Genomic DNA, 23,289 nt, shown 5'->3' on the forward strand with positions numbered 1-23,289 from the left:
CCCTCTCGCCGCGGAACCGCGCAATAATCACAAGAATGTGACCGGAATTTTATGAAATCTTATTTTGGCAAAACAAAAAAACTGCCTATCTTTGCACCGCTTTAGGAAAACACACCCGGTTCTTCCGCCCGCCGGAAGGACATTGACCTAAGCCCAAACTACAAACAAGGAGATTCAGTAGCTCAGCAGGTAGAGCACATCCCTTTTAAGGATGGGGTCCTGGGTTCGAGCCCCAGCTGGATCACGGCAAAGTATCCGATAATCAAATGATTATCGGGTACTTTATTTTATGGATATGTTATTCACAAGTATTTACAAGCCTGAGCAAATCGACAAACACAATTCAGGCATAAAATTAAGATTGAATATCCCCCTGACGACCTATACCCTACCATTCCTACACCACTTCCATACCGCACGCCGATGGCATACTCATCAAAACAGTCAGCGTTTAAAACATTAGGACACAACAATATCCAAATCACTTAAAACTTGCAAAGATAATTCTTGAGTTGCTTTAAACTGAATTTGTAAATGCTCTAATTCTTCTTTAGGTCTGGAGAAAAATTGCAATTTCAATGTAAAGATAGCAACTAAAAGAGCTGATATTCCAATAGCTATTTCCACAACCACAAATACAATAGAAATATACTCCACTGTCGTATAAGACAATCTATTTCCCGCATGTCGGAACGGGGCCCGTCCTTTACCGCCGAGCACTCCCCGAGCGGTTGGATTTATCTTACAACCCTGCAAGCCTATTCATTGAAACATCGACAATCAGCAAGGAGCCAAAGATACAATTCCAACATAACAGACCAAGCATAAACGATAAACTATTCGGATGGAATTAACATACCGAACAGTCTGTTTACAAAATAAATCTATTTGCAAAAAGAAAAATTCGCATCAGGTATCGTTTTCATCCCGAGCCTAGGAGCAAGCTTTTTTGCTATATTTGCGTCTGTCCGGGGCCGGACAGACAAGCCCCGTCCCGCGACGACACGAAGCATGAAAGGCAACTCTCCGGCAGCAGTCTCCTTTACGAAGGCGATATCCCTTATTCCACGCGACCGAAGGCGGGGAGCTGTCGGCGTGGTCTTCGCCTCGGTGGCACTGGCACTGCTCGACTTCGTAGGCGTCGCCGCACTCGTACCGGTACTGCTGCTCATTCTCAGCGAAGACGCCACATTCAGCTATCCCGTCATGCGGTGGCTCTACGAGGCGGGGAGTTTCACCTCTTTCGGTACGTTCGTCACGGCCGTATGCGTCGCCGTACTGCTCGTCATTATCGTCAAGAGCATCCTGACACTCACCGTATCCAACGCCGTATCGAAATACCTGCTCTCGCTCTACCGGCACTACTCTACGCGCATGTTCGACATCTACCTCTCCAAGGGGCTGCTCTTCATCCGCAACAATCACACTTCGCAACTGATTAACAACGTGAACGGCGTCTGCCTCCGTTTCACCGACGGCGTACTCGGCCAGCTCTTCTCCATCGTCACGGAGATCATCCTGCTGGGACTCGTCGCTGCCGCCCTGCTGTGGTACGACCCGCGGCTGGTTCTCCTCGCCCTGGCGGTCTTCCTGCCGCTGACGCTCGTCTATGCGCTCGTCTTCCGGCGCAGGATGAACGAGAACGGCCGCACGGAGAACAGGCTCTTCGTGGCCCAGAACAAGACGCTCTACGAAACCCTGCGCGGTTATTCGGACATCGAAATCAACAACGCGGAACGGTACGTATCCGACCGGTTTCGCGACGGTCTGCGGAACCTCACCGACTGCCGCCGCAGGGCCATGCTGGTGCGTACCGCCGCAGGGCGCATGGCGGAATTCTCGCTCATCCTGGGGGTGGTGGTCATGATAATCGTCGGTCTGGCGAGCGGCACGGAGATGTCCGCCCTGACGGTATCGCTCGGCGTATTCGCCGTGGCGGCATACAAGATAGTACCCTCGGTAAACCGCATCGTGAACAGTTGGGTAGAGTACAAACGCAATGCCTTCGCCGCGGAGAAGATAGCGGAGACCTTTGCGGATGCACCGCAGATACGGTTCGATGCGGCCCCGGCCGGACGCCTCCCCTTCGAGCGGGAAATCAAGGTGGACGATGTCACCTTCCGTTACGAGCCCGAAGGGAAAGCGGTACTGGACCGCTTCTCGCTGACGATTCGGAAAGGGGAAAAGATAGGCATCCGGGGATATTCGGGGGCAGGCAAGACCACCCTGTTCAACATTCTCTGCGGCTTTTTCCGGCCCGAATCGGGAGAGGTACGGATAGACGGTACGCCGCTGTCACCCGCCAACACCCGGCAGTGGCAGGACAACCTCGCCTACGTGTCGCAGGACGTCTTCATTCCCGACATGACGCTGGCCGAGAACATTGCTTTCGGAAAACGAAGCGACGAGATAGATGCCGAGCGGCTGCAGCGGGCCATCCGGGCCGCTTCGCTCACGGAGCTCGTAGCCTCCCTGCCACAGGGTACGGACACTGTGACGGGCGAAGCGGGGTGCAGGCTCTCCGGCGGACAGCGGCAGCGCATCGGCATCGCACGCGCCCTCTACAAGAACGCATCGGTGCTGCTCTTCGACGAGGCCACCTCATCGCTCGACAGCCGGACGGAACGGGAAATCGTGGAGGCCGTCGAACGGCTGTCGGAACGCCACAGCGAACTGACCATCCTGATAATATCGCACCGCGAGCAGACGCTCGGATTCTGCGACCGCATAATCGACATAGGGTAAAACGATGCCGGAAACCAAAACCGTCAAGAACGAAGAGCTGTTCGCCGACGTAGAACAGATAATCGGCGAAGGAGGCCGTATCCGCCTTCGCGTCAAGGGATACAGCATGCGCCCTTTCCTGCGCAACGGCACCGACTGCGTCAACCTCTCCCCCATCGGCCTGCACAGGCCGGAACGGGGTATGGTGGTGCTGTTTCGCTACCGGGGCAGGCATATTCTGCACCGCATATGCCGCATCGATGCCGAAGAGGCGGTCATCGAGGGCGACGGCAACTACCGCCAAAAGGAACGCATCCGCCCCGGCGACATCACGGCATACGTCGACTCCATCGAGCGCAACGGACGTCACATCGACTACGGTTCGGTCCGCTGGCATCTCCTCACGGCCTGGAGCCTCGCAGTAAAGTCCGCACGAACACTCTACCACGACTTGCGCGGAACGGGCCGCCGCTCCGGAACACCCGCAGCCTGACCTTCCGATTCGCTCCCGTTCCTGCCGGGAACAACGGCAATTTTACTATTTTTGCAGAAACACATTTCAATACGCACGAAAATGAAAATCAAAGAGGGATACAAGATAAGGAACATCGCCGGAGAGCATGTCATCGTCTCCATCGGCACGCTCAACGTCAATCTGACAAAAGTCGTCTCACTGAACACCTCATCAGTATGGCTGTGGGAACAGCTCAGCGGTACGGAATTCGATGCCGGCCGGGTAGCAGACCTGCTGACGGAGCACTACGAGGTGGAACGCCCGACCGCCCTGGCGGATGCCGAAACATGGATAGCACAACTCCGCAAAGCAGAGCTGATAGAGGAATAGACACCGAAGTACCCGGTGGTCGGGTGCTCCCGTCGGATACGCCGGTACACGTTGTCTTTTCCGCAGACGGCCGGCGGGAAAGTCCGGTGGCCGGCAGACGGCACTCCGCCCGTTCCCCGCAGCCCCGGCACCCGGAAAGTATCGTCATTGACCGTACCGCACCCGGTACGGACCGAACCGAAATATGAAGAGACCTTTCATCGACAAATCGTGGTGGAACAACATGTCCGCCAACTTCGCAGGTGCATTTCTCGGTATCGTCGTCACTTTCGGGACGACCGCGGTCATCGACATGCACGCCCGCAAAAGCATGGCCCGCCGGGCCGAACTGATAGCGATAGCCCATATCGACAACGACATCATGCAACTGGAAGCGATATGCGAAGAGATGCAGGAGACCGACAGTCTGTACCGTTTCGTCTACGAACGGCATCCCGACCGCCTGGCGGAGATAAGCCGCGACACCATCGACCTGCTGCTCTCCTCGATGATACTGCCCCAGCTCCTGCTGAGCAACCAATCGGCCGAAAAGGCCTTCTCCAACAGCATGGAAACGTGGCACGACTTCAACGACCTCAACCTGCTCTACTCCATCAACACCTGTTTCTCGCTGAAGAACACCATATCGGACCTCTACGAAACCGTAGCCGCCTACCATACGGAAGCCTGCGACAGCACGTTCGAACAGTTCGAACGCCAGAAAAAGAGGGACGATAAACCGACGGCGCTCGTGCGCGTCCACCTCGATAACCCGGCCACGAAAGCCTACCTGCGGATACACCGAATGCACACACTGCTGCTGCCGGAACTGACGGCCCTGCTGAAGGAAGAGAACAACGCCAACAAAGAAAAAACGGGAATCACCGACAACGAACTCCAAAGGCTCTTCCCGGACATATACGACGACGAGGACGACGAGGACGACAATAACGTATAGAGAACATATGCCGATGATATACGTAACTGTAGCCGGAGAGACATTCGGCATCAAAACAGCCAAACAGGAAGCCATGCTGCACCGCATGGAGAAGAATTACGGGCCTTTCATGACGGCGGATACCGTACCGGCCGAAAAGGTACTCTTCATCGCAGACATCGACCGTACCGTCACGGTACCGGCCGGGGAGCCGCTCAAGACATTCGACTATGCTCTGACTGAAGATGCAGCCAGGCTCCGGATATATCCGGACCGCTGTCTCCTTTCCATCACGCACAAGGCGAGCAGCAAGACCTTCTCGATAGCCTGTCCGCTCCGTTCCGACAGTCCCGACGATACCCCCGCATATCCGGCAGACCTCACCATGCAAGGCATCGCTCCTCCCGGACACATCCTTGACCACCTGCTCATCTTCGCGCTGTCGGTGGCCGCCGTCGGAAAGGGCATCCTGCTCATCCATGCCTCCACGATACGCTACCGCGGCAAGGCCGTCATGTTCCTCGGCGAATCGGGCACAGGCAAATCCACCCATTCGAGAATGTGGCTCGAAAACATCGAAGGGAGCACCCTGCTCAACGACGACGCTCCGGCGGTACGCATATCCGCCGACGGCACGACGGCTTACGGTACTCCGTGGAGCGGTAAAACCCCGTGTTACCGTGCCGAACACTATCCCCTGGCGGCCCTGGTCCGCATCCGGCGGGCCCCCTACAATCAAATCACCCGTCTGAACACCCTGCAAGCCTTCGGTGCGGTTCTTCCCTCCTGCCTCCCCACACTCCAGCAGGACGACCGGATGCTGGACATCCTGTGCGATGCCTTGTCGCACATGCTCTCCGCCGTACCGGTCTATACACTCGACTGCCTGCCCAACGCCGATGCCGCCCGGGTGTCGTCCGAAGCCCTTTTCGGCAACGCACGTCAGTAACGAACAACCCCGCTCCGGCAGGCTGAACCTTACCGGAGCGGGGCTGTTCTCCTTCCCTCCGCTTCCGCAGAAGCCGTTTATCACCGAGTGTCACCTACCGGTCGGGACAGTACCGTTTTTGTCGGTTTCCGCTCCCACCCCCTTCTTGTTGAAGAGGTTCATGGTACGCTCCACCCCCTGGGTTCCGAACGACAGGACGGCCTCCGACGCCATCCCGATGACGCTGCGCAGCGTCTCCTTCTCCTCCGGAAGCCACTCGCCGAGCACATAATCCACCTGCTGTCCCTGCCGGAAATCATGCCCTATGCCGCAGCGAAGCCGCGGATAGGCGTTGGTCCCGATGCAGGCATCGATACTTTTCAGACCATTATGGCCGCCGTCGTTACCCTTCGCCCGCATACGGATGGTTCCCAGCGGCAACGCGAGGTCATCGAGCACCACCAACAATTCGGCCGGCTCCACCTTTTCTTTCCGGAGCCAGTACCGCACTGCATTGCCGCTGTTATTCATATAGGTGGATGGCTTGAGCAGGAGGAAAGTACGCCCCTTGAACCGCATCTCCGCCACATCGCCGTAACGCTCCGTCCTGAAAACAGCGTTGGATGCCGCAGCGAGGGCATCCAACACTTTAAAACCTATATTGTGCCGGGTTTCGGCATATTCGGAGCCTATGTTCCCGAGTCCGGCTATCAGATACTTCATGAACTGCCTGTTCTATTCCTACTTGCCTGCGGCGGCGGCAGCGGCGGCACCGCGTGCGGCACGCGTCATGATGACAGCGCATACCGAAGTGGTCGCCGGGGTAAGCAGCGTCAGGTTGTCGTATCTCAGGTCGCCCACGAAAATCGACTTGCCGATACCGAGGTTCGTGATATCAACTTCGAGGAAATCGGGCAGGTTCTCTACCAGACCGCTGATGCGCAGTTTGCGTTTCTGTACGGTCAGCTTACCGCCGAGCTTCACCCCTTCCGAGTTACCCACTATCTTCACGGGCACGTCTATCGCCACAGGCTTACCGGGCAGTACGCGGAAGAAATCCACGTGCATGGGATAATCCTTCACCGGATGGAACTGTACGTCGCGCATGACAGCCTGCTCCTTCCTGCCGTCGATGTCGAGCTCCACGATATACGAATTGGGGGTGAAAAGCAGCGGCTTCATCTCCTTCTCTTCGAGCGAGAAGTGTATCGGCTCCTCGTGTCCGCCGTAAATTACCGCCGGCACGCGGCCTTCGCGGCGCACGTCCTTGCTCCCCTTTTTCCCAAAATTCTCGCGCTTGGCGCCTTTAATCTGAATGGTTTCCATTTGTATGTTATCGTTTAACGTTACACTTGGGCGGTACTCATGCAGCCTCCTCCGCCGACGGGCGTACCGGCTGCACCCATTCCGCCTGCGGGTGCAAAGATAACGATTTTACCCGAATACGCAAACGGGCGGCGGAAACGGGACGGCGGCGGAAATCCCGCCTGCCGGCCGCATCACCCGGATTTTTTTTATTTTTTTCTCCCGCCGGCTTGTATTCAAAGAAAAATATCTATATTTGCACACCCTTTCGGGGAAACAGGTTCATAAGCATGATTGGAGCCGGAGCGTTCAGCGAAGGCAGAAGCCCAGGTGGTGGAATTGGTAGACACGCTACTTTGAGGGGGTAGTGCCGGTTTACGGCGTGTGAGTTCGAGTCTCGTCCTGGGCACCAATAATGAAAAAGCCGCTGAAAACAGCGGCTTTTTCGTTTCCGAGGGAAGTGCAGAGAGACACGCTTCGGAAGTTCCGCTCAGGGTCTCCGTCCGAGCCCTTTCCGCAGTACCGGCCACCGCGCTGCCATATGCCGGATTCCGCATATACCGGCAACCAGTCCGGCCACATAATGACACCATCCCGTCGGGGACCCCGCCCCCTCGACGCAAGCCAGCAGCAGCGCTCCCGTCAGTACCGTCACGGCAAAGGAGAGCGAGAGCAACCATGTCACGCCGTTCCTGCGCACCGACCTTTTCCTCCACCCCTTATACCATCCCCAATGGTGCCGGAGATGCAGAAAGACCAGCGCGAGAAAGGCGATGCCGGCGAGCGTATGCCATACCGCCCACACATGCCATACATCGTGGCTCTGCGTCTCTCCGGCGACATGCAGTCTCACCCCGGTCGCAAGCACCGCTGCGAAAAGCGGTACCAATGCCGCATCCGTAATAAATATACTCCGTTTCCCGCTCATCTTTTTTCCGCAAAGTAACGGCGGCACAAACATGCGGACAATGGACGGAACGGGGTAAAGTCCGTACTATCCGCGGTACTTCGCCCGAAAAAGCGCAGGGCTCATGCCCGCCGTCCGCGCAAAAAGTCTGGAAAAATAGGTGCAGTCCCCGAATCCCAGTTCCCCGGCAATTTCCTTCACGCTGCCGTCCGTATGGCAAAGCAGACGCTTGGCCTCCAGAACGATTTCGCTGCGAATATATTTCCCGGCACTCATTCCGGTCACGGCACGGACGGCTTCGTTCAGATACGGTTCCGAAATATGGAGCGCCGCAGCATAACGGGCCGGACTCCGGTATTCACGCAACCCCGCCTGCAAAAGCTTCCGGAAGCGAAGCATGATATCGACATAGCGCCTCGGCTGCGGCCGCAGGCGGGCAGCCTGCCGCACCGCCTCCATCACAACGGCGGCGACCGCACCGGCCAGACGGCGCACCACCTCCCGCGAACTCTCATCGCCGGCCTCCGCGTACCGGTCGGACAGAAGCGAGAAGAGCGCTCCGAGTTCGTGCCGCTGCCAGACATCCACCCGCAGGGGCACAGGCGCCAGGGCGTATTCGTCGATAACACTCCGGTCGGAACCGCCGACCAGCAGGGCATCCATCCCGAGCAAAGAGGCAGACAGGTTTTCCGCCTGCAGGAACGCGTGCGCCTGCCCGGGCAGGACGCACACCACATCGCCCCCGGTGAGCTCATACTCCTGAAAATCGACACACACGGTACACGAACCGCCATAAACCACGCCGAAGAGGTAGTAATCGTCCCTGTGGGGATACTCGACCGCCTCACAGGGCAAAGAAGGGACTGCCTCCCGCAGGAAAATCCCGCAGTCGGAGAGCTTGGCCGCCCCATGCACAGGTAAAGTCGCCATAATAACTTCCGTTGAACGGACAAAGATAACGCGGCAGCGGCCCGTATCAAGTCTTCACACCATCCCCTCGACAGGAACGACGGCTTCTTCCGGCTCAGTGTCCTGCCTGCGACTGTCATCGCGCCGGTCCGTACCGGCTGCACCAACGGTGCGAAGTTCCCGGCTACCGAATGCCACGACGGTACTCGACACACGGTGATGCAGCCGCTGCACCCGAACCGAACGTTATTCGGCTTGCGGTGCAGGTTCCGGTTCCATAATGACCTCCAGCATGTTCCCGTCGGCCAGTATCCGGGAAGCAAGCCGTTTGAAATCATCGGGGGTAAAACCTTCGACGATATCCATGTATCCGGTCAGGCCGTCGTAGTCCTGAAGATAATAACCACGCAGTACATTCAGCCACATCCAGTTATCTCGGCACCATTCGGGAAAGGATTTTGCGATATACTCCTTGACCTTGGCCAGGTCGGCCTCGTCGGCACCCTCGCGGGCAATACGGGCCAGTTCGCCCGATACGTCCGGCCGGAGCGAATCCAGCTTTTCGGGCGCCGTCTCATACGCTATCGACAACTGGTATTGCTGCACGGGAAAGGCCTGTACTAAACCGCTCACGCTGACACCGTACGTTCCTCCCTTGTCTTCGCGCATCACAGCCGTATAACGTATATCGAGCAACTGTCCGAGTACCGCCATAGCGAGCGTATTCTCCAGTGTGTAGGGCATCCGGCCGGTAAACAACGTACAGGCGGAGACTTTCGGCTGCTCCATCTTCACGGCGAACCGGTTCTCCACCGTTCCCACAGGCGTCCGCACCCCGTCGTCCACCCACTCCGCCCGGTGCGATGCACGCGGCAGGGAACCGATATACTTTTCGACCAGCGGACGCAGCGTCTTCTCGTCCACATTACCCGTAATGAAAAAGGTGAAATCGCCCGGATTGCCGTAGAGTTTTCCATAAATCGTCTGCAACTGCTCCAACGTGATGCCGTCGATGTCGTCGTACACGAAATAGGGCCGGCGCGGCGAACCGCCGTACATCGTCTCATTGACCTCCTGTCCGTAACGGAACGACGGGTCGGCGGTCCGATTCCGATAGGAGTGCCGCAACTGTTCCATAACCACCCCGAACGTCTCCCCGTCGAACCGGGGTTGGGCAAGATAGAGATAGACGAGCTGCAGAAGCGTCTCCACGTCTTTCGGAGAGGAGGTGCCGGAGAAGCCGTTCTCATAGGCTCCGGTCCCGGGCCAGCATCTGACCGTCTTGCCGGCGAGCTGTTTGCGCAACAGGGCGGCATCCGACTCCGCCACGCCCGTCTGGCCGATATAGTAATCCAGCACCTGTGCGGCAAGCATCTCCTCGTCGGAGAGCAACGACCGACCGCCGGGAACACGGGCATACAGGCACACCTGGTCGGTCATGAAATCCGTAGGTTTCACGACGACACGTACGCCGTTGCGGAGTGTCCAGACCGTCGAGCCGAACGCCCCCTCCGCCGTCCTCTTCACGCGGGCGCCCTTCAGCCGCGTACCCTCCGGAAGCAAAGGTGCCACGACGGTTTCGGGCGAAGTCCCTTCCAGCTCGGCGCCGCGTACCTGCGCCAGGGCCGTCTCCAGCTCCCCGACGGTCGGGAGGCCCGGCGCCCCTTCCGGCGCATAGGCGACAAGCACCTGATTCTCATCGGAAAACTGTCGTTTCACATAATCGTTGAATTCCTCGAACGACAACGCTGCGACAGCAGCCATATCCGTTTCATATTCGGTCCGCGCATCCATCGCAGGGCGGTTATACAGAAAATTGTCACGGTAAACGGCCGTAAAATTCTGGTTGAAACGGTCGTCGCGGCTGTCGAAAATACGCTGCACCATCCGTTCGTAATCGGCTTTCACCACGCCGAACTCCGCTTCAGTAAATCCGTACCGGGAGACCCTCTCCATTTCGGTATACAGTTCGGTCACCGCCTGCAACAGCTCCCCCTCCTTGACATTCACCGTCAGCCGCATCACATCGGAAACGAAACTGGCGACCGGGTCGCCTGCCACATAAGCCGACACGAAAGAGGCGCCGGGCCGCATGGCGAGTTCCGCCAGACGCAGGTTCATCGCATACATCATCATACCGTCACACAGGGTGTTCAGGTTCCCCTGCCGCGTATTGCGGGACTCGAAAGGCCGCAGCGGACGCTTGTAATAGAGCGAAAAAGAGGTCATGGTCGCTTCGGGGTCGGTAAAGAGGCCCACGACCGGCTGCGCATTGTCGGGCAGCGTTATCCGCCGCTTCGGCTCGGGGTTCTCCTTGGCCGGAATGTCGGACATGACGGCCCGCACCTTTGCCTCCATCTCGTCCACGTCGAAATCGCCTACCACGATGACGGCCTGCAGGTCGGGACGGTACCAGCGACCGTAGAAATCGCGCAGCTCGTCATGCGGGAAGGTACTCAGCCCGTCGATATGGCCAATCAGGTTGCGGGTGGCATACCGGGTATCTCCGTAAAGCAACGGAGCCGCCCCGCACCACATGCGCCTTGCCGGCCCCTCTCCCTGGCGCAGCTCTTCGATGATGACGCCGCGTTCCTTGTCTATCTCCCCGCCGTCGAGCGTGATGCAGTGCGACCAGTCATGCAGTATCAGCAAGCAGGAATCCACAACCGTTTCACGTACCAGCGGCACGTTGGAAACACGGTAACAGGTATATTCCCGCGTCGTGAAGGCATTCAGGTCGTACCCGAATTTCACGCCTATCCCTTCGAGCCACTCCATCATCCGCTTACCGGGAAAATTCGCCGTCCCGTTGAAAGCCATGTGTTCGAGGAAATGGGCGAGTCCCTGCTGCGAATCCTCCTCCTGTACAGCCCCGACATTGTGTACTATCCAGAATTCGGCCTGTCCTTCGGGCTTTCCGTTGTGCCGGATATAATAGGTCATGCCGTTCTCAAGCACCCCCTTGCGGAGCTCCGGGTCATAGGGCAGTTCCTGCGCCTGCATTACCGCCGCTACGGCGAGCAACGCGGCCAACGATAACAAAATTTTCTTCAACATAAGCACTCCAGATTAATAGTTATACTTTAGCAGACATTAAGGATGCTCCTCTCCCAGGCACGGCCGCCGTATCATACGACAAAACCTGCTCCCCGTCCTGCTTTTGCTAAGGTAAGTAAAATTACTTATATATTATTGATTATTAATAACAAATCCGTAATTTCGGCAGACCGTACCGTACACTCCGTCCGAACGAACGAAACACATGCGGGGCATGTGAGCCGAGGAACCGGCACCACATGCCCCGCATACATCCGCATAAAAACAGCCGCGACCGTCACCGCACGGCATCGCGGCCGAACCTCCCGGCGCCGCTACCTGCCGAGCCGTTTGCACTTGCCCGTCATGCTGCGTATATCCAGCCGCAGCACGACGGTGCGGGCAAAGGATTTCCGCGCATAGACCGCCCCCTGCTCCTCGTATCCCGGCGAATACTTTTCTACGATGAGGGAGAGGGCGCGCATACGCTCCCCGTCATCGGACACGACCGAAACGACGCCGGAGGCCATGATGCTCTCATACTCCGTCGTGAAGCGCTCCGGCTGCGGCGCGGTACGTCCTACCACACAGAAAACCGCCTGTGCATCCTGTCCGATACGACGGAGTTTCTCCCCTTCCGGCGCACAGTGTATGTATATCCGGCTCCCTTCCGCCGCATAATTGACAGGGACGCCGTAGCCTCCGCGGCCCCCTCCCAACGCAAGAAAACCATACTCCCCGCTCCGGAGCAGCTCCGCCGCATGCTCCTCCTCCAACAGCCTGTCCTGCCGGCGCACCGGCGAATTGTCATACTTTACAGCAGTCATCATCCTCCGTATTCGATTACCCGCAAAGATAGGGAAAACACGGCAACGCATCGCCGCTCCCGACCGCGAAAACCGCATGAACCGGACGCCTGCTCCCCCGCCGGCCACACCACCCGTTTACGGAATCTCCGCCGCCCCGGGCCGGGAATTTTCAGAACCCGTGCTGCGCTGCGCAAGGAAATTAATATTACCTTTGTCCCTGCACAGGTTCCCCATGCCGCCGTCCATGCGCGGGAGGGGATTAAAAGGGAATGCCGTGAGAATCGGCAACAGTTCCCGCTGCTGTAAGTTCCCGGGGAGCAATACCGCCTCCGCAACGAGTTCCGGCAATCTTTTGCCACTGGCCCCCAAGGCCGGGAAGGCGCTGGAACAGGAACGAGTCAGAAGACCTGCCCGTGCCTTTTACGGATTCGCTTCTGCGGAGAATGGAGGTGGATACCGGCGGTTTTTCTGCACGAACGTACTTTCCGCACGTCACAGCCGACAGACTTTCCGGCATTCACCGCCCCCGTCCGAGAGCACTCCGCAGGACAAAATTTATTACGGTCGAATGATGGGTTTTTGTCTGTTCCGTCCCCTCCGCAGCTCATCGCTGCCCGCTCCCGCCATACGTCACCGGCGAGGAGGGCCGGCAGTCCGTGCAAGCCTGCTGCTCCTGCTGGCCCTCCCCTGCCGCGCCGGGGCGCAGCATCCGACAGACACCCTCACGGTGGACGGTTCGTACGACATCGAGGAAATCGTCGTCACGGCAAGGCGGGCAACCGAAATCATCCCCACCCAGAAACTCGAAGGCAAGGCGCTCGAAGAGCTGAACAGCCACAGCGTGGCCGATGCGCTCCGCTACTTCTCCGGCATACAGATAAAGGATTACGGAGGCATCGGGGGACTCAAGACGGTCAATATACGCAGCATGGGAAGCCAGCACGTAGGGGTGTTCTTCGACGGCATACAGATAGGCAATGCCCAGAATGGCACGGTGGACCTCGGCAGGTTCTCGCTCGACAACATGGAAGCCATCTCCGTCTATAACGGACAGAAGAGTTCGATATTCCAGTCGGCCAAGGATTTCGCCTCGGCCAGCGCCCTCTACATGGAGACACGGCGGCCCCGTTTCGATTCCATCCGCACCGACAATTTCAAGGCGACGCTGAAAGGAGGTTCTTTCAAGACCGTCAACCCCTCCCTGTTGTGGGAGCACAAGTTCGGCAGGAGAATACGAAGCTCGCTCAACACGGAATACATGTACACCTCCGGAGAGTACAGGTTCAGTTACGCGAAAGCCGACGGATACGACACCACGGAAGTCCGGAAGAACGGCGACGTGAGGCTTTTCCGGGCCGAAGCGGCCCTCTTCGGCGACCTCGACGACGGCGAATGGAGAGCCAAGGCCTATTTCTACGACTCCGAACGGGGATATCCCGGCTACATCGACCGCAACATCCCGGACCACATCCGCAACCAGGACCGGCAGTGGGACACGAATTTCTTCCTGCAGGGCTCTCTCACGCGCAAACCGCTTCCCTTCTATACCTTTTTTATAAAGGGAAAATACGCTTACGATTACCTGCACTACTTCTCGGACGAGGAGGACAGCATGTACATCGACAACCGCTACCGCCAGCAGGAGGCCTACGTCTCGTCGGCCCACATGTTCTCCATCTTTCCGTGGTGGAGCGCCAACCTCTCGGTCGATGCGCAATGGAACAGACTGGAGGCCGACCTCGTGGATTTCGTCTATCCGAAAAGATACACCGTCCTTGCGGCCGCGGCCACTTCCCTCCAGTTCAGCCGCATCTCCGTACAGGGAAGCCTGCTCTACACCCATGTGACCGATATCACGAAATGGAAAGGAACGGAAGCCGGAGCCAAGAACGAATTCACCCCCACGGCCATCGTCTCCTGGAAACCCCTCCGCAGGCACGACCTCTCCCTGCGGGGATTCTACAAGCGCATCTTCCGCATGCCGACATTCAACGACCTCTACTACACCGAAATCGGGAACAAAAACCTGAAACCGGAATACACCGAGCAGTACAATGCCGGGGTGGTTTACGGCCGGGAATGGCACCGACCGGAAAGCTCTTACCGGCTCGACATACAGCTCGACGGCTATTTCAATAAGGTAAAGGACAAAATAGTGGCCATGCCCGCCGACAACCAGTTCCGCTGGATGATGCTCAACCTCGGATACGTCGAGATACGCGGCGTGGACGCGGTGGCGGGCATAAGCATGGAGCACGGCCGGTTCGCGGCAACGGCCCGGTTCTCCTATACCTACCAGAAGGCCCAGGATTTCACCGACCCCTCCTCCGACCATTACGGCGACCAGATTCCCTACATCCCGTGGCACAGCGGTTCGGCCGTCGTCGGGATAAGCTGGGGAGAGTGGAGCCTCAACTACAGCTTCATCTACACGGGCGAACGCTACGAACAGGCGGCCAATACGCTCTACAACTACGTACAGCCGTGGTACACGCACGACATGTCGCTCGCCCGCGAGATACACATGAGGCATGTCCGCATGCGCATCTGCGCCGAAATCAACAACATCTTCAACCAGCAGTACGAAGTGGTGCAATGCTACCCCATGCCGGGAACGAATTTCAGAATCATCATAAGTATCACCCTATGAACAACAAGCGATTACTCCGTGCCTCCGTCGCGCTCATGCTCGCCGTCCTGCCCTTCGCCTCGTGCCGCAAGGGAGAGTTCGTCCTCCCCTCCACCTCCATCGAGGTGGGCGGCGGCGATTCGGGCGGCGATATCAAAGGTTTTTTCCTGCTCAACGAGGGGAATATGGGCAGCAACAAGGCCTCGCTCGACTACTACGACTACGAAACGGGCATCTACCATGTCAATATTTACGCGGAACGCAATCCCGGCGTGGTGTACGAACTCGGCGACGTCGGCAACGACATCCAGATATACGGCAACAAGCTCTATGCCGTCATCAATTGCAGCAACCTGGTGGAGGTGATGGATGTCGCCACCGCCCGGCACGAAGCCACCGTCTACATACCCAACTGCCGTTACATCGTCTTTCAGGACGGTTATGCCTATGTAAGCTCCTATGCCGGCCCGGTCAAGATAGACCCCACCGCCCGGCTGGGATACGTGGCCAAGGTAGACACCGCGACAATGCAGATAGTGGACACCTGTACGGTAGGCTACCAGCCGGAGGAGATGGTCATCGCGGGCAACAAACTCTACGTGGCCAACTCCGGCGGCTACCGGGTTCCCAACTACGACCGGACGGTTTCGGTCATCGACCTGACGACCTTCACCGAAATAAAAAAGATAGACGTGGCCATCAACCTCCACCGGCTGGAGCTCGACCGCTATGGCAACATCTACGTATCCTCGCGCGGCGACTACTACGACACCCCCTCCAAAACCTACGTCATAGACAGCCGCACGGACGAGGTGACGGACATCCTGCACCTGCTGCCCAACTCCGACATGACGCTCGCGGGCGACTCGCTCTATGTCTACAGCACCGAATGGAGCTGGTACACGGAACAGTTCGCCACCTCGTACGCGATAGTGGACACCCGTACCAAAAAGATAGTCACGCGCAACTTCATCACCGACGGTACCGACGCCGAGATAGAGGTACCCTACGGAATAGCGGTCAATCCCGACAACGGCGACTTTTTCGTCACCGACGCCAAAGACTATGTGACGCCGGGCAAGCTCCACTGCTACGACCGGCAGGGAAAGCGGAAATGGTCGGTCACGACCGGCGACATTCCGGCACACATCGTATTCACCCGCAAACGGCTCCGGCCCCTCGACGAGTAACCGGAAAAGATGACCGCACAAACGACAAGATACGAAACGACAGGTAAACCAGAAAAACAAAAAAAGATGAAACGGCTTGCAACCGCCGCTGCGCTCGCTCTCCTGTGTGCAGCCGCATCGTGTACGAAGATACCCGAAAGGTATTCGCCCGAACCGCCCCGGATTATCCTCGAAAGCGACGAACCCATTTACAGAATCAAGGTCAATGAACCGCTGAAACTCACGCCTACGGTGGAGAACGCCGGAGACGATGCCGCCTATCGCTGGTCGATAGAGGGCGAAGTGGTAGGCTACGAACCCACCTTCACCTACGTCGGCACGGAGGCGGGCTCGGTCTATCTCCTGTTCGAGGTCATCAACGACAGCGGACAGGACGAAGCCGAAATGCGGATAGACGTCATGCCGTACCGGTTCCCCGCCATTACGCTGATCGTTCCCGCGAACGGCTATTCGCTGCTCCGGGGCGAAGAACTCACCTTCTCCCCCGAAGTGGACAACGCCGAAGTCTCCGCATTCGAATGGAAAGTGAACGGCACAACAGTCTCCGCAACGCAGGAATATACGTTCCGCGGGGAGGAAACCGGCGAGTACGCCCTCTCCTTCACCGCCTCCAACGAAGACGGTACAGACTCCGTGACGTTCACGGTACGGGTATGCACCGAAGAGCAGATGGCCTTCGACTGGCGGTTTGAACAGACCGCCTACAATGTCTCCGTGGGCCGCACGGTCTTCATCCGCCCCTACTATACGGAGAACGCTTTCGACGCCGTTTACACATGGAAGGTAAACGGAGAGCCCGTCGAGGCCCCCGCCGTGGAGACGGTCTATGCGGGGCCGGCTCCTGCCTGTATCCTCGCCTTCACCCCACCGTCCGAAGGGACATACGAGGTAGAGGCCGTCATGACGAACAGCTATGTGGAACGCACGCAGCTCTTCACCGTCCATTGCTGTCCTGCGGAAGGCACCTATCGCAGAACGCCTTCGGCGGCCAGTGCGGCCCAATGGAACAAAGTGTATGAGTTCACGGCCGCTCCGGGGCAGTTCGTCAACGAACACTATACGGCCGCCGACCCGGAAGCGGCCTGCGCATATGCGGACAGCCGCATGAGGGAAGCCGCCTATGTATCGCTCGGCGCTTTCGGAGGCTGCCTGGTCGTAGGATTCGACCACAGCATCGAGAACGACGGCGGCTACAACATCCGGGTGGACGGCAATTCGTTTGAAGGCTCCTCCGAGCCGGGTATCGTGTGGGTGATGCAGGACGAGAACGGCAACGGACTGCCGGACGATACATGGTACGAACTGAAAGGCAGCGAATACGGCGGTGCCGAAACACGACTCGACTATGCGGTGACCTATTACCGTCCCGACTCCCCCGGCCAACCCGTGGCCTGGACCGACAACGAAGGCGGCAGCGGACAGGTGGATTACCTGCCGGCATTCCATACGCAGGACTACTACTATCCGGCATGGATTACGGGGGACACCTATACCCTGATAGGCCGCAAACTGAAACCCCGGACGGAGATGATAACCGAGAATTACTGGGTGAACCACGAATACGAGTGGGGCTACTCGGACAACTTCAGCCCTATCGACCGTCTGGCCGACGACAACCACAATGCCTCCGTAAACTGCAACTACTTCAAGATAAGCAATGCCGTGACATACGACGGCCGTCCCGCCGACCTGAAGTACATCGACTTCGTGAAGATTCAGACGGGTGTACAGGCCAAGGCTGGATGGCTCGGCGAGAACTCCACGGAAGTATTCGGCATCAGCGACTACAACCTGCTTAAATAACGGGGAGCCGTATCGAAACATCTTGAAACCGGGACACGTTTTCCGCCGCCCAGTCTTGCCGACGGCAGAAGAGGACGATATTCCGACCGCAAACACGGGAAGGGGCCTATCATGTTATTTGCCATAACTTACTCCCCCTTCCCGCGGGCGGCGGAATACTGCGCGATACGTTCCCGAAGAAATGCCTGCGACCACTGCTCCGCCGTACCCGCACGCAAACGGCACGTTTCCTGCATTTATCTTTCCTGTGTCCGTTCCGGGACATCGCCCGCTCCGCGAATGAAAAGTCAATCCAAGCTTCAGGCACTCCGCCAATAAGTTTGGCACGCCTTTTGTTCCTTTAAGGACAAAGCGATTTTTTTAAACACTATGATTATGGAAGACAATATTTTATCACTCCTAAATAGCATCTACGAATGTCAGTCCGCATGCAAGTATTGTTTCAACGCTTGCCTCGAAGAGGCGCGAATCGACATGATGAGGCGCTGTATCAAACGGACGGTAGAATGCGCAGAGATATGCGAACATACGGCATCGTCGCTCGCCTATACGGGTGACTTCACGCACGAGGTACTCAGCATCTGTATCAAGGCCTGCGAAGAGTGTGCCGCCGAATGCCGCAAACACAACCACCTCCACTGCATGGAGTGCGCGAAAAGCTGCAGCGAATGTGCCGAAGCCTGCCACGACTATATGGACGAATACAGGAAAATAGCCTGAGCAGCGCCACAGAGAACCGATACGTTCCAGCGCAACTGCTTTGTAACAAAAATGTTCCTAAAATAATTTAAAAAATTATTAAAATAATTTGGAAAATCAGAAATACGGGCTTATCTTTGCAGTGAAGTTTTAAGGTTCATTTTAGGTTAGTAGTTTTAGGTTAGTGAAGGAAATACGGTCCGAGGGCTCTGCCCCGACCGGGTTTCCTTTTTTTTATACCTTCCGTATACCCTCCCATATAGGGCCGTAGCGTGCGAAGCACCAACCAAGCTCTCCCTGTTCGTATCCGTCATGTACCTGTCTGAAACGGAACAGCCGCAAACCGTTCCGGTCACCCCGACCGCTACCGGCCTCTTCCACCGCCACCCGACACCTTGCTCTTTCCAGTTCCTCCCAAATGCTCCGCCTGCTCCTTCTGCGGTTCCTCATGCCCAACCCGCAGCAGGACAGCGAACGGCCCGGCAGCGACAGGCAATACACCGACCGCTCCCCGCCACCCTTTCCGCCAGCCTCGTCCACACCCGGAATCCGTCTCCTTCCCGTCTGCCGCAGCGCAGCAGACCACCGTAGCACCCGCGAAAACCATCCGAGCGAAAGATTGGAATAAAAATATTTCCGAAAAATTCGCTCGATTCCGATTTTTCCTTATATTTGCACTCCGTTCGGGCGAACGAAAACCCGGACAGCCTACCAGCCATGCCCAGGTGGTGGAATTGGTAGACACGCTAGTTTCAGGTACTAGTGCTAGTGATAGTGTGCAGGTTCGAGTCCTGTCCTGGGCACCAACGACAGGCCCGCTGAATTCCAGCGGGCCTGTTTACTTTTTTCTCATGAGGAAGCGACCTTGCGCGGTCGCGGCTGCGCTGCAACCGGTAGTTGCACCGAATACAAATCCGTCGACCTGTATGCAGCCAATCGGGCGAACTTCCCCGGCCCACCTCCCTTCCGTCGCCTCCGTTTTCTCCCCGACCGGCCGCCAGCGGGAAAATGCTTTCTTACGTTGCTCTATTCCCATTCGACATCGCGCTATACACCAACTACTTACCTGTTCCGAACGATAGGATTCGACAGAACCGTGTCATTAACAGGATTAAATCCGATAGTTTTTTTGCATATACGGAAGGAAAGTGCGTATTTTTGCGGCAGGAAAAACGAAGATATAACACACAAATAAAAACACAGCATATTTATGCGCGACCATAGCGGTATTTCTTAGCCGGTATGGCCCATGAACGCCGGGGGCCCTGCAACGGCCCTTTTCGGCGAACAACGGGGGTAGGCCGATTTTCCGCCCCCGCAATTATTAGTGATTTTTCGACGTTATGTAGATAACTATTACTATTTTTATAGCTCGGAAAACACATAAAGCCAACCGGAAACCATGGGAAAAAGGCGCATCAGTATTTGCCTCGGCAGCTCCTGTTTCGCACGCGGGAACAATGCCAATATAGCGGTCGTCAAACAGTTCCTTGCCGACAGAGGCCTGGAAGCGGAGGTGACCTTCACGGGGCAGTTGTGCGAAAACATGTGCAACAGGGGACCCATCATCTGCATCGACGACCAGGTCTATGAAGAGGTGAACCTGTCATTGCTCCATAAGATACTCGAAGAGGAATTCAAATGCTAAGGCCCGTATATACAGAACCGGAAAACTGCCAGGATTGCTACAAATGCATCCGGGAGTGCCCAGTGAAGGCTATCAGGATTGAGAACAACAAGGCCTCCATCATAGCCGAACGCTGCGTATATTGCGGCCACTGCACGCAGGTGTGCCCGACAGGAGCGAAAAAGATACGCGACGGCCTGACGCGGGCCAAGCTCGTCGTATCGAAACATCCCGGCAAGATGTACATGTCCCTCGCGCCCTCCTATGTGAGCGAATTCGGAGACATACCGGTCGGCAGGCTGATAAGCGCAATAAAGCGTCTCGGTTTCGCAGGCGTATCCGAAACGGCGCTCGGTGCGGAACTGGTAACCGCCGAAACGGAACGTTTCCTCGCGGCAGCACCCGAAGGGGTTTACCTCTCTTCGGCATGTCCGGTCGTGGTGGACTACATCCGCAAATACGCACCCGAACTGACAGCCAACATCACGCCCATCGTATCGCCCATGATAGCCCATGCCAAAATTCTGAAGGAGCTCTACGGCGACGACATCAAAATCATCTTCGCGGGCCCCTGCATCGGCAAGAAATCGGAAGCCGATACCTACGGCGGCCTTGTGGAGGTGGCCATCACCTTCAAGGACCTGCGGACGTGGTTCGAACGGGAGGGTATCGAACCGGCGGAGACCGAGGCCGACGGCGAAGAGACCTTCGTCCCCTACCACTCCGGAGCCGGGGCGATGTATCCGGTAGAGGGAGGCATGCTCGCCGGATTCCGTTCGCCGGGCAGGCGAGCTACGCATATGGCTTTTTCGGACCTGCCCACCGTCAAGGGCGTGCTCGAACAACTCGACACCGTGAACCGCCGCGATACGATATTCATGGAACTGCTCGCCTGCAAGGGCGGATGCATCAACGGCCCGGCCAAGCTCAAGGCTACCTCCCTGGCCATCAAACGTTACGACATCATGGACAAGTGCGAGACGGGAAATCCCTCAAAGGATTTCAGCCATCTAGACCTGCATGCCGACTTTCCGGCCGACCCGCAGGAGACGAAGACCACCTACCCCGAATACCGGATAAAGGAGGCGCTCGCGGCCGTCGGCAAGACGACTGCGGCGGACGAGCTCAACTGCAGTTCGTGCGGCTACGACACCTGCCGCGACTTTGCGGTAGCGATGCTCGAAGGACGGGCCGAGGACAACATGTGTGCCTCATACATGCGGAAGGTGGCTCACGACAAGGCAACGGCCCTGCTGCAGAAGATACCCGCCGGAGTGGTGATAGTGAACGAAGAGCTCAAGATAGTGGACATGAACCGCACCTTCGCAGCCTGCATGGGAGAGGATACGCTGGGCGTCTACGACATGTTCCCCGGCATGGAGGGGGCCTCGCTGAAAGGGCTCTGCCCGTTCGAGTCCATGTTCCGCACCGTGCTCGCCACGGGCGAGGAGCTCCGCGAACGGCGCATCAACGAGGGCGAGCGAACATGGCTGCTCTCCATCTACAACATACAGCCGCAGAAACAGGTCTTCGGCCTGCTGCAAAACCTGCACGAACCTGCGGTGCGGAAAGAATGGATGCTCGAAAAGACGCGCGAAGTGATACGGAACCACATGCTGACCGTCCAGAAGGTGGCCGGCCTGCTGGGGGAAAACGCCGCCTATACGGACGCGACGCTGCGTTCCATCATGGAAGCATACGACAAGCCGGGCAAGGACGACGGCGGAAACAAAACGAACTGAAGAGTCTGCAGTGAGGGTAAACGGAGATTTCATAGAGGTCGATTGTTTCCAGAAGAACAAGGGAGACAACATCGTATGCGGGGACTCGTTCGTGTCGCACAAGTTCAAGGAGGAGGGGCGCGTCATCAGCGTACTCTCCGACGGACTGGGAAGCGGCATCAAGGCGAGCGTACTCTCCACTATGACATCTTCGATGCTGCTCAACTTTTCGATGATGAACGAGGACATCACTGCGGCCGCGGCCTCCATCATCAAGACGCTACCGCGCGACGAGGTGCGCAAGATAAGCTACTCGACCTTCTGTCTCTGCGACATAGACTGCTTCGGCAACACCCGGATAGCGGAGTACGAAAATCCGGCCTACTACCTTTTCCGGGGCGGCCAGTTCGTGGATGTGGAGAAGAAACGGATACCGGTCGAGCGCGACGACATGGGACAGACGGCCATGTGGCTCTCGGAGTTCGCCATGGAGAAGGAGGACCGGATAATCTTCTTCAGCGACGGCGTCAGCCAGTCGGGCATGGGCAACCGCAACATGCCCTTCGGCTGGGAAGAGGGTGCAAAGGCATTCATCCGGGAGTGCGTCGCCCGGAACCCGTCGATATCGGCCAAGGAACTGGCACGGAAGGTGGTCATCGAGTCCGAGAAGAACGACGGCTACACACTCAAGGACGACACGAGCTGCTGCGTCATCTACATGCGCAAGCCGAGAAACCTGCTCATCTGTACGGGGCCTCCCTTCGACGAGAAAAACGACGCCTACCTGAGCAAGCTCGTCACGGAGTTTCCGGGACGGAAAATCATCTGCGGGGGAACGACGGCCAACATCCTCTCCCGCGAAACGGGCCGGGAGATTACGCTCGATATGGAGATGATGGAACCAGACCTGCCGCCGGCCTCACGTATGGAGGGCATCGACCTCATCACGGAAGGCATCCTCACGCTCAGCCGGGTGGAGAGCCTGCTCTCCGGCGACGGAGGAGATGGACAGCGGCGCGGCGGACCGGCCGACCAAATATTGCAGATGCTCGCCGACAGCGACAAGATAACGTTTCTGGTCGGCACGCGCATCAACATCGCCCATCAGGACCCCACCCTGCCGGTGGAGCTGGAAATACGGCGCAACGTCGTGAAGAAGATAAAATACCTGCTCGAAACCAAATGGCTGAAAGACGTCGACATTACATACTTATGACATAAAGACATCCGAAGGTACTTTAA

General features: G+C 57.4%; 20 protein-coding genes, 3 tRNA genes and 1 riboswitch. Of the genes, 15 read left to right on the forward strand and 8 right to left on the reverse strand.

The window, feature by feature from the left end:
- Positions 1-171 precede the first annotated feature (171 nt).
- A tRNA-Lys gene (locus tag BQ5361_RS06165) sits at positions 172-244 on the forward strand.
- Between the two features lie 215 nt (positions 245-459).
- Here BQ5361_RS06165 and BQ5361_RS10875 read toward each other — a convergent pair.
- Complete coding sequence (locus BQ5361_RS10875) at positions 460-627, reverse strand: hypothetical protein (protein WP_156110319.1); 168 nt, start codon at positions 625-627, stop codon at positions 460-462.
- 384 nt (positions 628-1,011) lie between these two features.
- Here BQ5361_RS10875 and BQ5361_RS06170 point away from each other — a divergent pair, with 384 nt between their 5' ends.
- The 5 genes from BQ5361_RS06170 (at position 1,012) to BQ5361_RS06190 (ending at position 5,433) form a co-directional block, all read left to right on the forward strand.
- A complete protein-coding gene (locus BQ5361_RS06170) occupies positions 1,012-2,745 on the forward strand; it encodes an ABC transporter ATP-binding protein (RefSeq protein ID WP_071424980.1) in 1,734 nt (577 codons plus the stop codon).
- 4 nt (positions 2,746-2,749) lie between these two features.
- Positions 2,750-3,217 (forward strand): S24/S26 family peptidase, encoded by a 468-nt coding sequence (locus BQ5361_RS06175; protein WP_052131087.1) that lies wholly within the window; start codon positions 2,750-2,752, stop codon positions 3,215-3,217.
- 81 nt (positions 3,218-3,298) lie between these two features.
- Positions 3,299-3,568, forward strand: a complete 270-nt coding sequence (locus BQ5361_RS06180) for a PqqD family protein (protein ID WP_035473796.1) — start codon at positions 3,299-3,301, stop codon at positions 3,566-3,568.
- A 184-nt stretch (positions 3,569-3,752) separates the two neighbouring features.
- Positions 3,753-4,505, forward strand: a complete 753-nt coding sequence (locus BQ5361_RS06185) for a hypothetical protein (protein WP_071424981.1) — start codon at positions 3,753-3,755, stop codon at positions 4,503-4,505.
- A 13-nt stretch (positions 4,506-4,518) separates the two neighbouring features.
- On the forward strand, positions 4,519-5,433 hold the full coding sequence (locus BQ5361_RS06190; protein ID WP_143047527.1) for a hypothetical protein: 915 nt from the start codon (positions 4,519-4,521) through the stop codon (positions 5,431-5,433).
- A 90-nt stretch (positions 5,434-5,523) separates the two neighbouring features.
- Here the strand turns inward: BQ5361_RS06190 and pth are convergent, their stop codons facing one another.
- Positions 5,524-6,135: an aminoacyl-tRNA hydrolase gene (gene pth / locus BQ5361_RS06195; protein WP_022063844.1), complete on the reverse strand. Its 612-nt coding sequence runs from the start codon at positions 6,133-6,135 to the stop codon at positions 5,524-5,526.
- Positions 6,136-6,153: 18 nt separating this feature from the next.
- Positions 6,154-6,738 carry a 50S ribosomal protein L25/general stress protein Ctc gene (locus BQ5361_RS06200; protein ID WP_035473792.1) on the reverse strand — a complete coding sequence of 195 codons (585 nt, stop codon included), beginning with the start codon at positions 6,736-6,738 and terminating at the stop codon, positions 6,154-6,156.
- A 303-nt stretch (positions 6,739-7,041) separates the two neighbouring features.
- On the opposite strand from BQ5361_RS06200, the gene BQ5361_RS06205 reads away from it, so the two are divergent.
- Positions 7,042-7,129 (forward strand) — tRNA-Leu (locus BQ5361_RS06205).
- Positions 7,130-7,207: 78 nt separating this feature from the next.
- On the opposite strand, the gene BQ5361_RS06210 is transcribed toward BQ5361_RS06205, so the two are convergent.
- The 4 genes from BQ5361_RS06210 to BQ5361_RS06225 all read right to left on the reverse strand — a co-directional run bounded on the left by BQ5361_RS06210 (position 7,208) and on the right by BQ5361_RS06225 (position 12,399).
- Positions 7,208-7,645, reverse strand: a complete 438-nt coding sequence (locus BQ5361_RS06210; protein WP_035473790.1) for a DUF4405 domain-containing protein — start codon at positions 7,643-7,645, stop codon at positions 7,208-7,210.
- 66 nt (positions 7,646-7,711) lie between these two features.
- Positions 7,712-8,554 carry an AraC family transcriptional regulator gene (locus BQ5361_RS06215; protein WP_035473788.1) on the reverse strand — a complete coding sequence of 281 codons (843 nt, stop codon included), beginning with the start codon at positions 8,552-8,554 and terminating at the stop codon, positions 7,712-7,714.
- A gap of 225 nt (positions 8,555-8,779) precedes the next feature.
- Positions 8,780-11,590, reverse strand: coding sequence for a M16 family metallopeptidase (locus BQ5361_RS06220; protein ID WP_022063848.1), 2,811 nt, complete (start codon positions 11,588-11,590; stop codon positions 8,780-8,782).
- A 314-nt stretch (positions 11,591-11,904) separates the two neighbouring features.
- Positions 11,905-12,399 carry a pyridoxamine 5'-phosphate oxidase family protein gene (locus BQ5361_RS06225; RefSeq protein ID WP_022063849.1) on the reverse strand — a complete coding sequence of 165 codons (495 nt, stop codon included), beginning with the start codon at positions 12,397-12,399 and terminating at the stop codon, positions 11,905-11,907.
- 185 nt (positions 12,400-12,584) lie between these two features.
- Positions 12,585-12,807, forward strand: a riboswitch (cobalamin riboswitch).
- A 139-nt stretch (positions 12,808-12,946) separates the two neighbouring features.
- Between BQ5361_RS06225 and BQ5361_RS06230 the strand changes: the two genes are divergently transcribed.
- From BQ5361_RS06230 to BQ5361_RS06245, 4 genes are all read left to right on the forward strand, one after another.
- Positions 12,947-15,028 carry a TonB-dependent receptor gene (locus BQ5361_RS06230; RefSeq protein ID WP_257526922.1) on the forward strand — a complete coding sequence of 694 codons (2,082 nt, stop codon included), beginning with the start codon at positions 12,947-12,949 and terminating at the stop codon, positions 15,026-15,028.
- A 35-nt stretch (positions 15,029-15,063) separates the two neighbouring features.
- Positions 15,064-16,197, forward strand: coding sequence for a YncE family protein (locus tag BQ5361_RS06235; protein WP_143047569.1), 1,134 nt, complete (start codon positions 15,064-15,066; stop codon positions 16,195-16,197).
- Between the two features lie 66 nt (positions 16,198-16,263).
- On the forward strand, positions 16,264-18,000 hold the full coding sequence (locus BQ5361_RS06240) for a PKD-like domain-containing protein (RefSeq protein WP_035473785.1): 1,737 nt from the start codon (positions 16,264-16,266) through the stop codon (positions 17,998-18,000).
- A 375-nt stretch (positions 18,001-18,375) separates the two neighbouring features.
- Positions 18,376-18,720, forward strand: coding sequence for a four-helix bundle copper-binding protein (locus BQ5361_RS06245; protein ID WP_035473827.1), 345 nt, complete (start codon positions 18,376-18,378; stop codon positions 18,718-18,720).
- A gap of 343 nt (positions 18,721-19,063) precedes the next feature.
- Here the strand turns inward: BQ5361_RS06245 and BQ5361_RS06250 are convergent, their stop codons facing one another.
- Complete coding sequence (locus BQ5361_RS06250) at positions 19,064-19,306, reverse strand: hypothetical protein (RefSeq protein ID WP_035473783.1); 243 nt, start codon at positions 19,304-19,306, stop codon at positions 19,064-19,066.
- A 112-nt stretch (positions 19,307-19,418) separates the two neighbouring features.
- Between BQ5361_RS06250 and BQ5361_RS06255 the strand changes: the two genes are divergently transcribed.
- The 4 genes from BQ5361_RS06255 to BQ5361_RS06275 all read left to right on the forward strand — a co-directional run bounded on the left by BQ5361_RS06255 (position 19,419) and on the right by BQ5361_RS06275 (position 23,263).
- Positions 19,419-19,505, forward strand: a tRNA-Leu gene (locus tag BQ5361_RS06255).
- Between the two features lie 596 nt (positions 19,506-20,101).
- On the forward strand, positions 20,102-20,347 hold the full coding sequence (locus BQ5361_RS06265) for a (2Fe-2S) ferredoxin domain-containing protein (protein ID WP_022063854.1): 246 nt from the start codon (positions 20,102-20,104) through the stop codon (positions 20,345-20,347).
- Positions 20,341-22,068, forward strand: coding sequence for a [Fe-Fe] hydrogenase large subunit C-terminal domain-containing protein (locus BQ5361_RS06270; protein ID WP_022063855.1), 1,728 nt, complete (start codon positions 20,341-20,343; stop codon positions 22,066-22,068). Before BQ5361_RS06265 ends, BQ5361_RS06270 begins: the two co-directional genes overlap by 7 nt.
- A gap of 10 nt (positions 22,069-22,078) precedes the next feature.
- Complete coding sequence (locus BQ5361_RS06275) at positions 22,079-23,263, forward strand: SpoIIE family protein phosphatase (RefSeq protein WP_035473779.1); 1,185 nt, start codon at positions 22,079-22,081, stop codon at positions 23,261-23,263.
- Positions 23,264-23,289: the final 26 nt, after the last annotated feature.

The sequence above is a fragment of the Tidjanibacter massiliensis genome, assembly GCF_900104605.1.
Classification (GTDB): Bacteria; Bacteroidota; Bacteroidia; order Bacteroidales; family Rikenellaceae; genus Tidjanibacter; species Tidjanibacter inops.

Excerpts from the sequence above, each read along its gene's own strand:
- BQ5361_RS06170 (WP_071424980.1), top strand. The coding sequence starts at position 1,012 with ATGAAAGGCAACTCTCCGGCAGCAGTCTCCTTTACGAAGGCGATATCC.
- BQ5361_RS06175 (WP_052131087.1), top strand. The coding sequence starts at position 2,750 with ATGCCGGAAACCAAAACCGTCAAGAACGAAGAGCTGTTCGCCGACGTA.
- BQ5361_RS06180 (WP_035473796.1), top strand. The coding sequence starts at position 3,299 with ATGAAAATCAAAGAGGGATACAAGATAAGGAACATCGCCGGAGAGCAT.
- BQ5361_RS06185 (WP_071424981.1), top strand. The coding sequence starts at position 3,753 with ATGAAGAGACCTTTCATCGACAAATCGTGGTGGAACAACATGTCCGCC.
- BQ5361_RS06190 (WP_143047527.1), top strand. The coding sequence starts at position 4,519 with ATGATATACGTAACTGTAGCCGGAGAGACATTCGGCATCAAAACAGCC.
- pth (WP_022063844.1), bottom strand. The coding sequence starts at position 6,135 with ATGAAGTATCTGATAGCCGGACTCGGGAACATAGGCTCCGAATATGCC.
- BQ5361_RS06200 (WP_035473792.1), bottom strand. The coding sequence starts at position 6,738 with ATGGAAACCATTCAGATTAAAGGCGCCAAGCGCGAGAATTTTGGGAAA.
- BQ5361_RS06210 (WP_035473790.1), bottom strand. The coding sequence starts at position 7,645 with ATGAGCGGGAAACGGAGTATATTTATTACGGATGCGGCATTGGTACCG.
- BQ5361_RS06215 (WP_035473788.1), bottom strand. The coding sequence starts at position 8,554 with ATGGCGACTTTACCTGTGCATGGGGCGGCCAAGCTCTCCGACTGCGGG.
- BQ5361_RS06220 (WP_022063848.1), bottom strand. The coding sequence starts at position 11,590 with ATGTTGAAGAAAATTTTGTTATCGTTGGCCGCGTTGCTCGCCGTAGCG.
- BQ5361_RS06225 (WP_022063849.1), bottom strand. The coding sequence starts at position 12,399 with ATGATGACTGCTGTAAAGTATGACAATTCGCCGGTGCGCCGGCAGGAC.
- BQ5361_RS06230 (WP_257526922.1), top strand. The coding sequence starts at position 12,947 with ATGATGGGTTTTTGTCTGTTCCGTCCCCTCCGCAGCTCATCGCTGCCC.
- BQ5361_RS06235 (WP_143047569.1), top strand. The coding sequence starts at position 15,064 with ATGCTCGCCGTCCTGCCCTTCGCCTCGTGCCGCAAGGGAGAGTTCGTC.
- BQ5361_RS06240 (WP_035473785.1), top strand. The coding sequence starts at position 16,264 with ATGAAACGGCTTGCAACCGCCGCTGCGCTCGCTCTCCTGTGTGCAGCC.
- BQ5361_RS06245 (WP_035473827.1), top strand. The coding sequence starts at position 18,376 with ATGGAAGACAATATTTTATCACTCCTAAATAGCATCTACGAATGTCAG.
- BQ5361_RS06250 (WP_035473783.1), bottom strand. The coding sequence starts at position 19,306 with ATGGTTTTCGCGGGTGCTACGGTGGTCTGCTGCGCTGCGGCAGACGGG.
- BQ5361_RS06265 (WP_022063854.1), top strand. The coding sequence starts at position 20,102 with ATGGGAAAAAGGCGCATCAGTATTTGCCTCGGCAGCTCCTGTTTCGCA.
- BQ5361_RS06270 (WP_022063855.1), top strand. The coding sequence starts at position 20,341 with ATGCTAAGGCCCGTATATACAGAACCGGAAAACTGCCAGGATTGCTAC.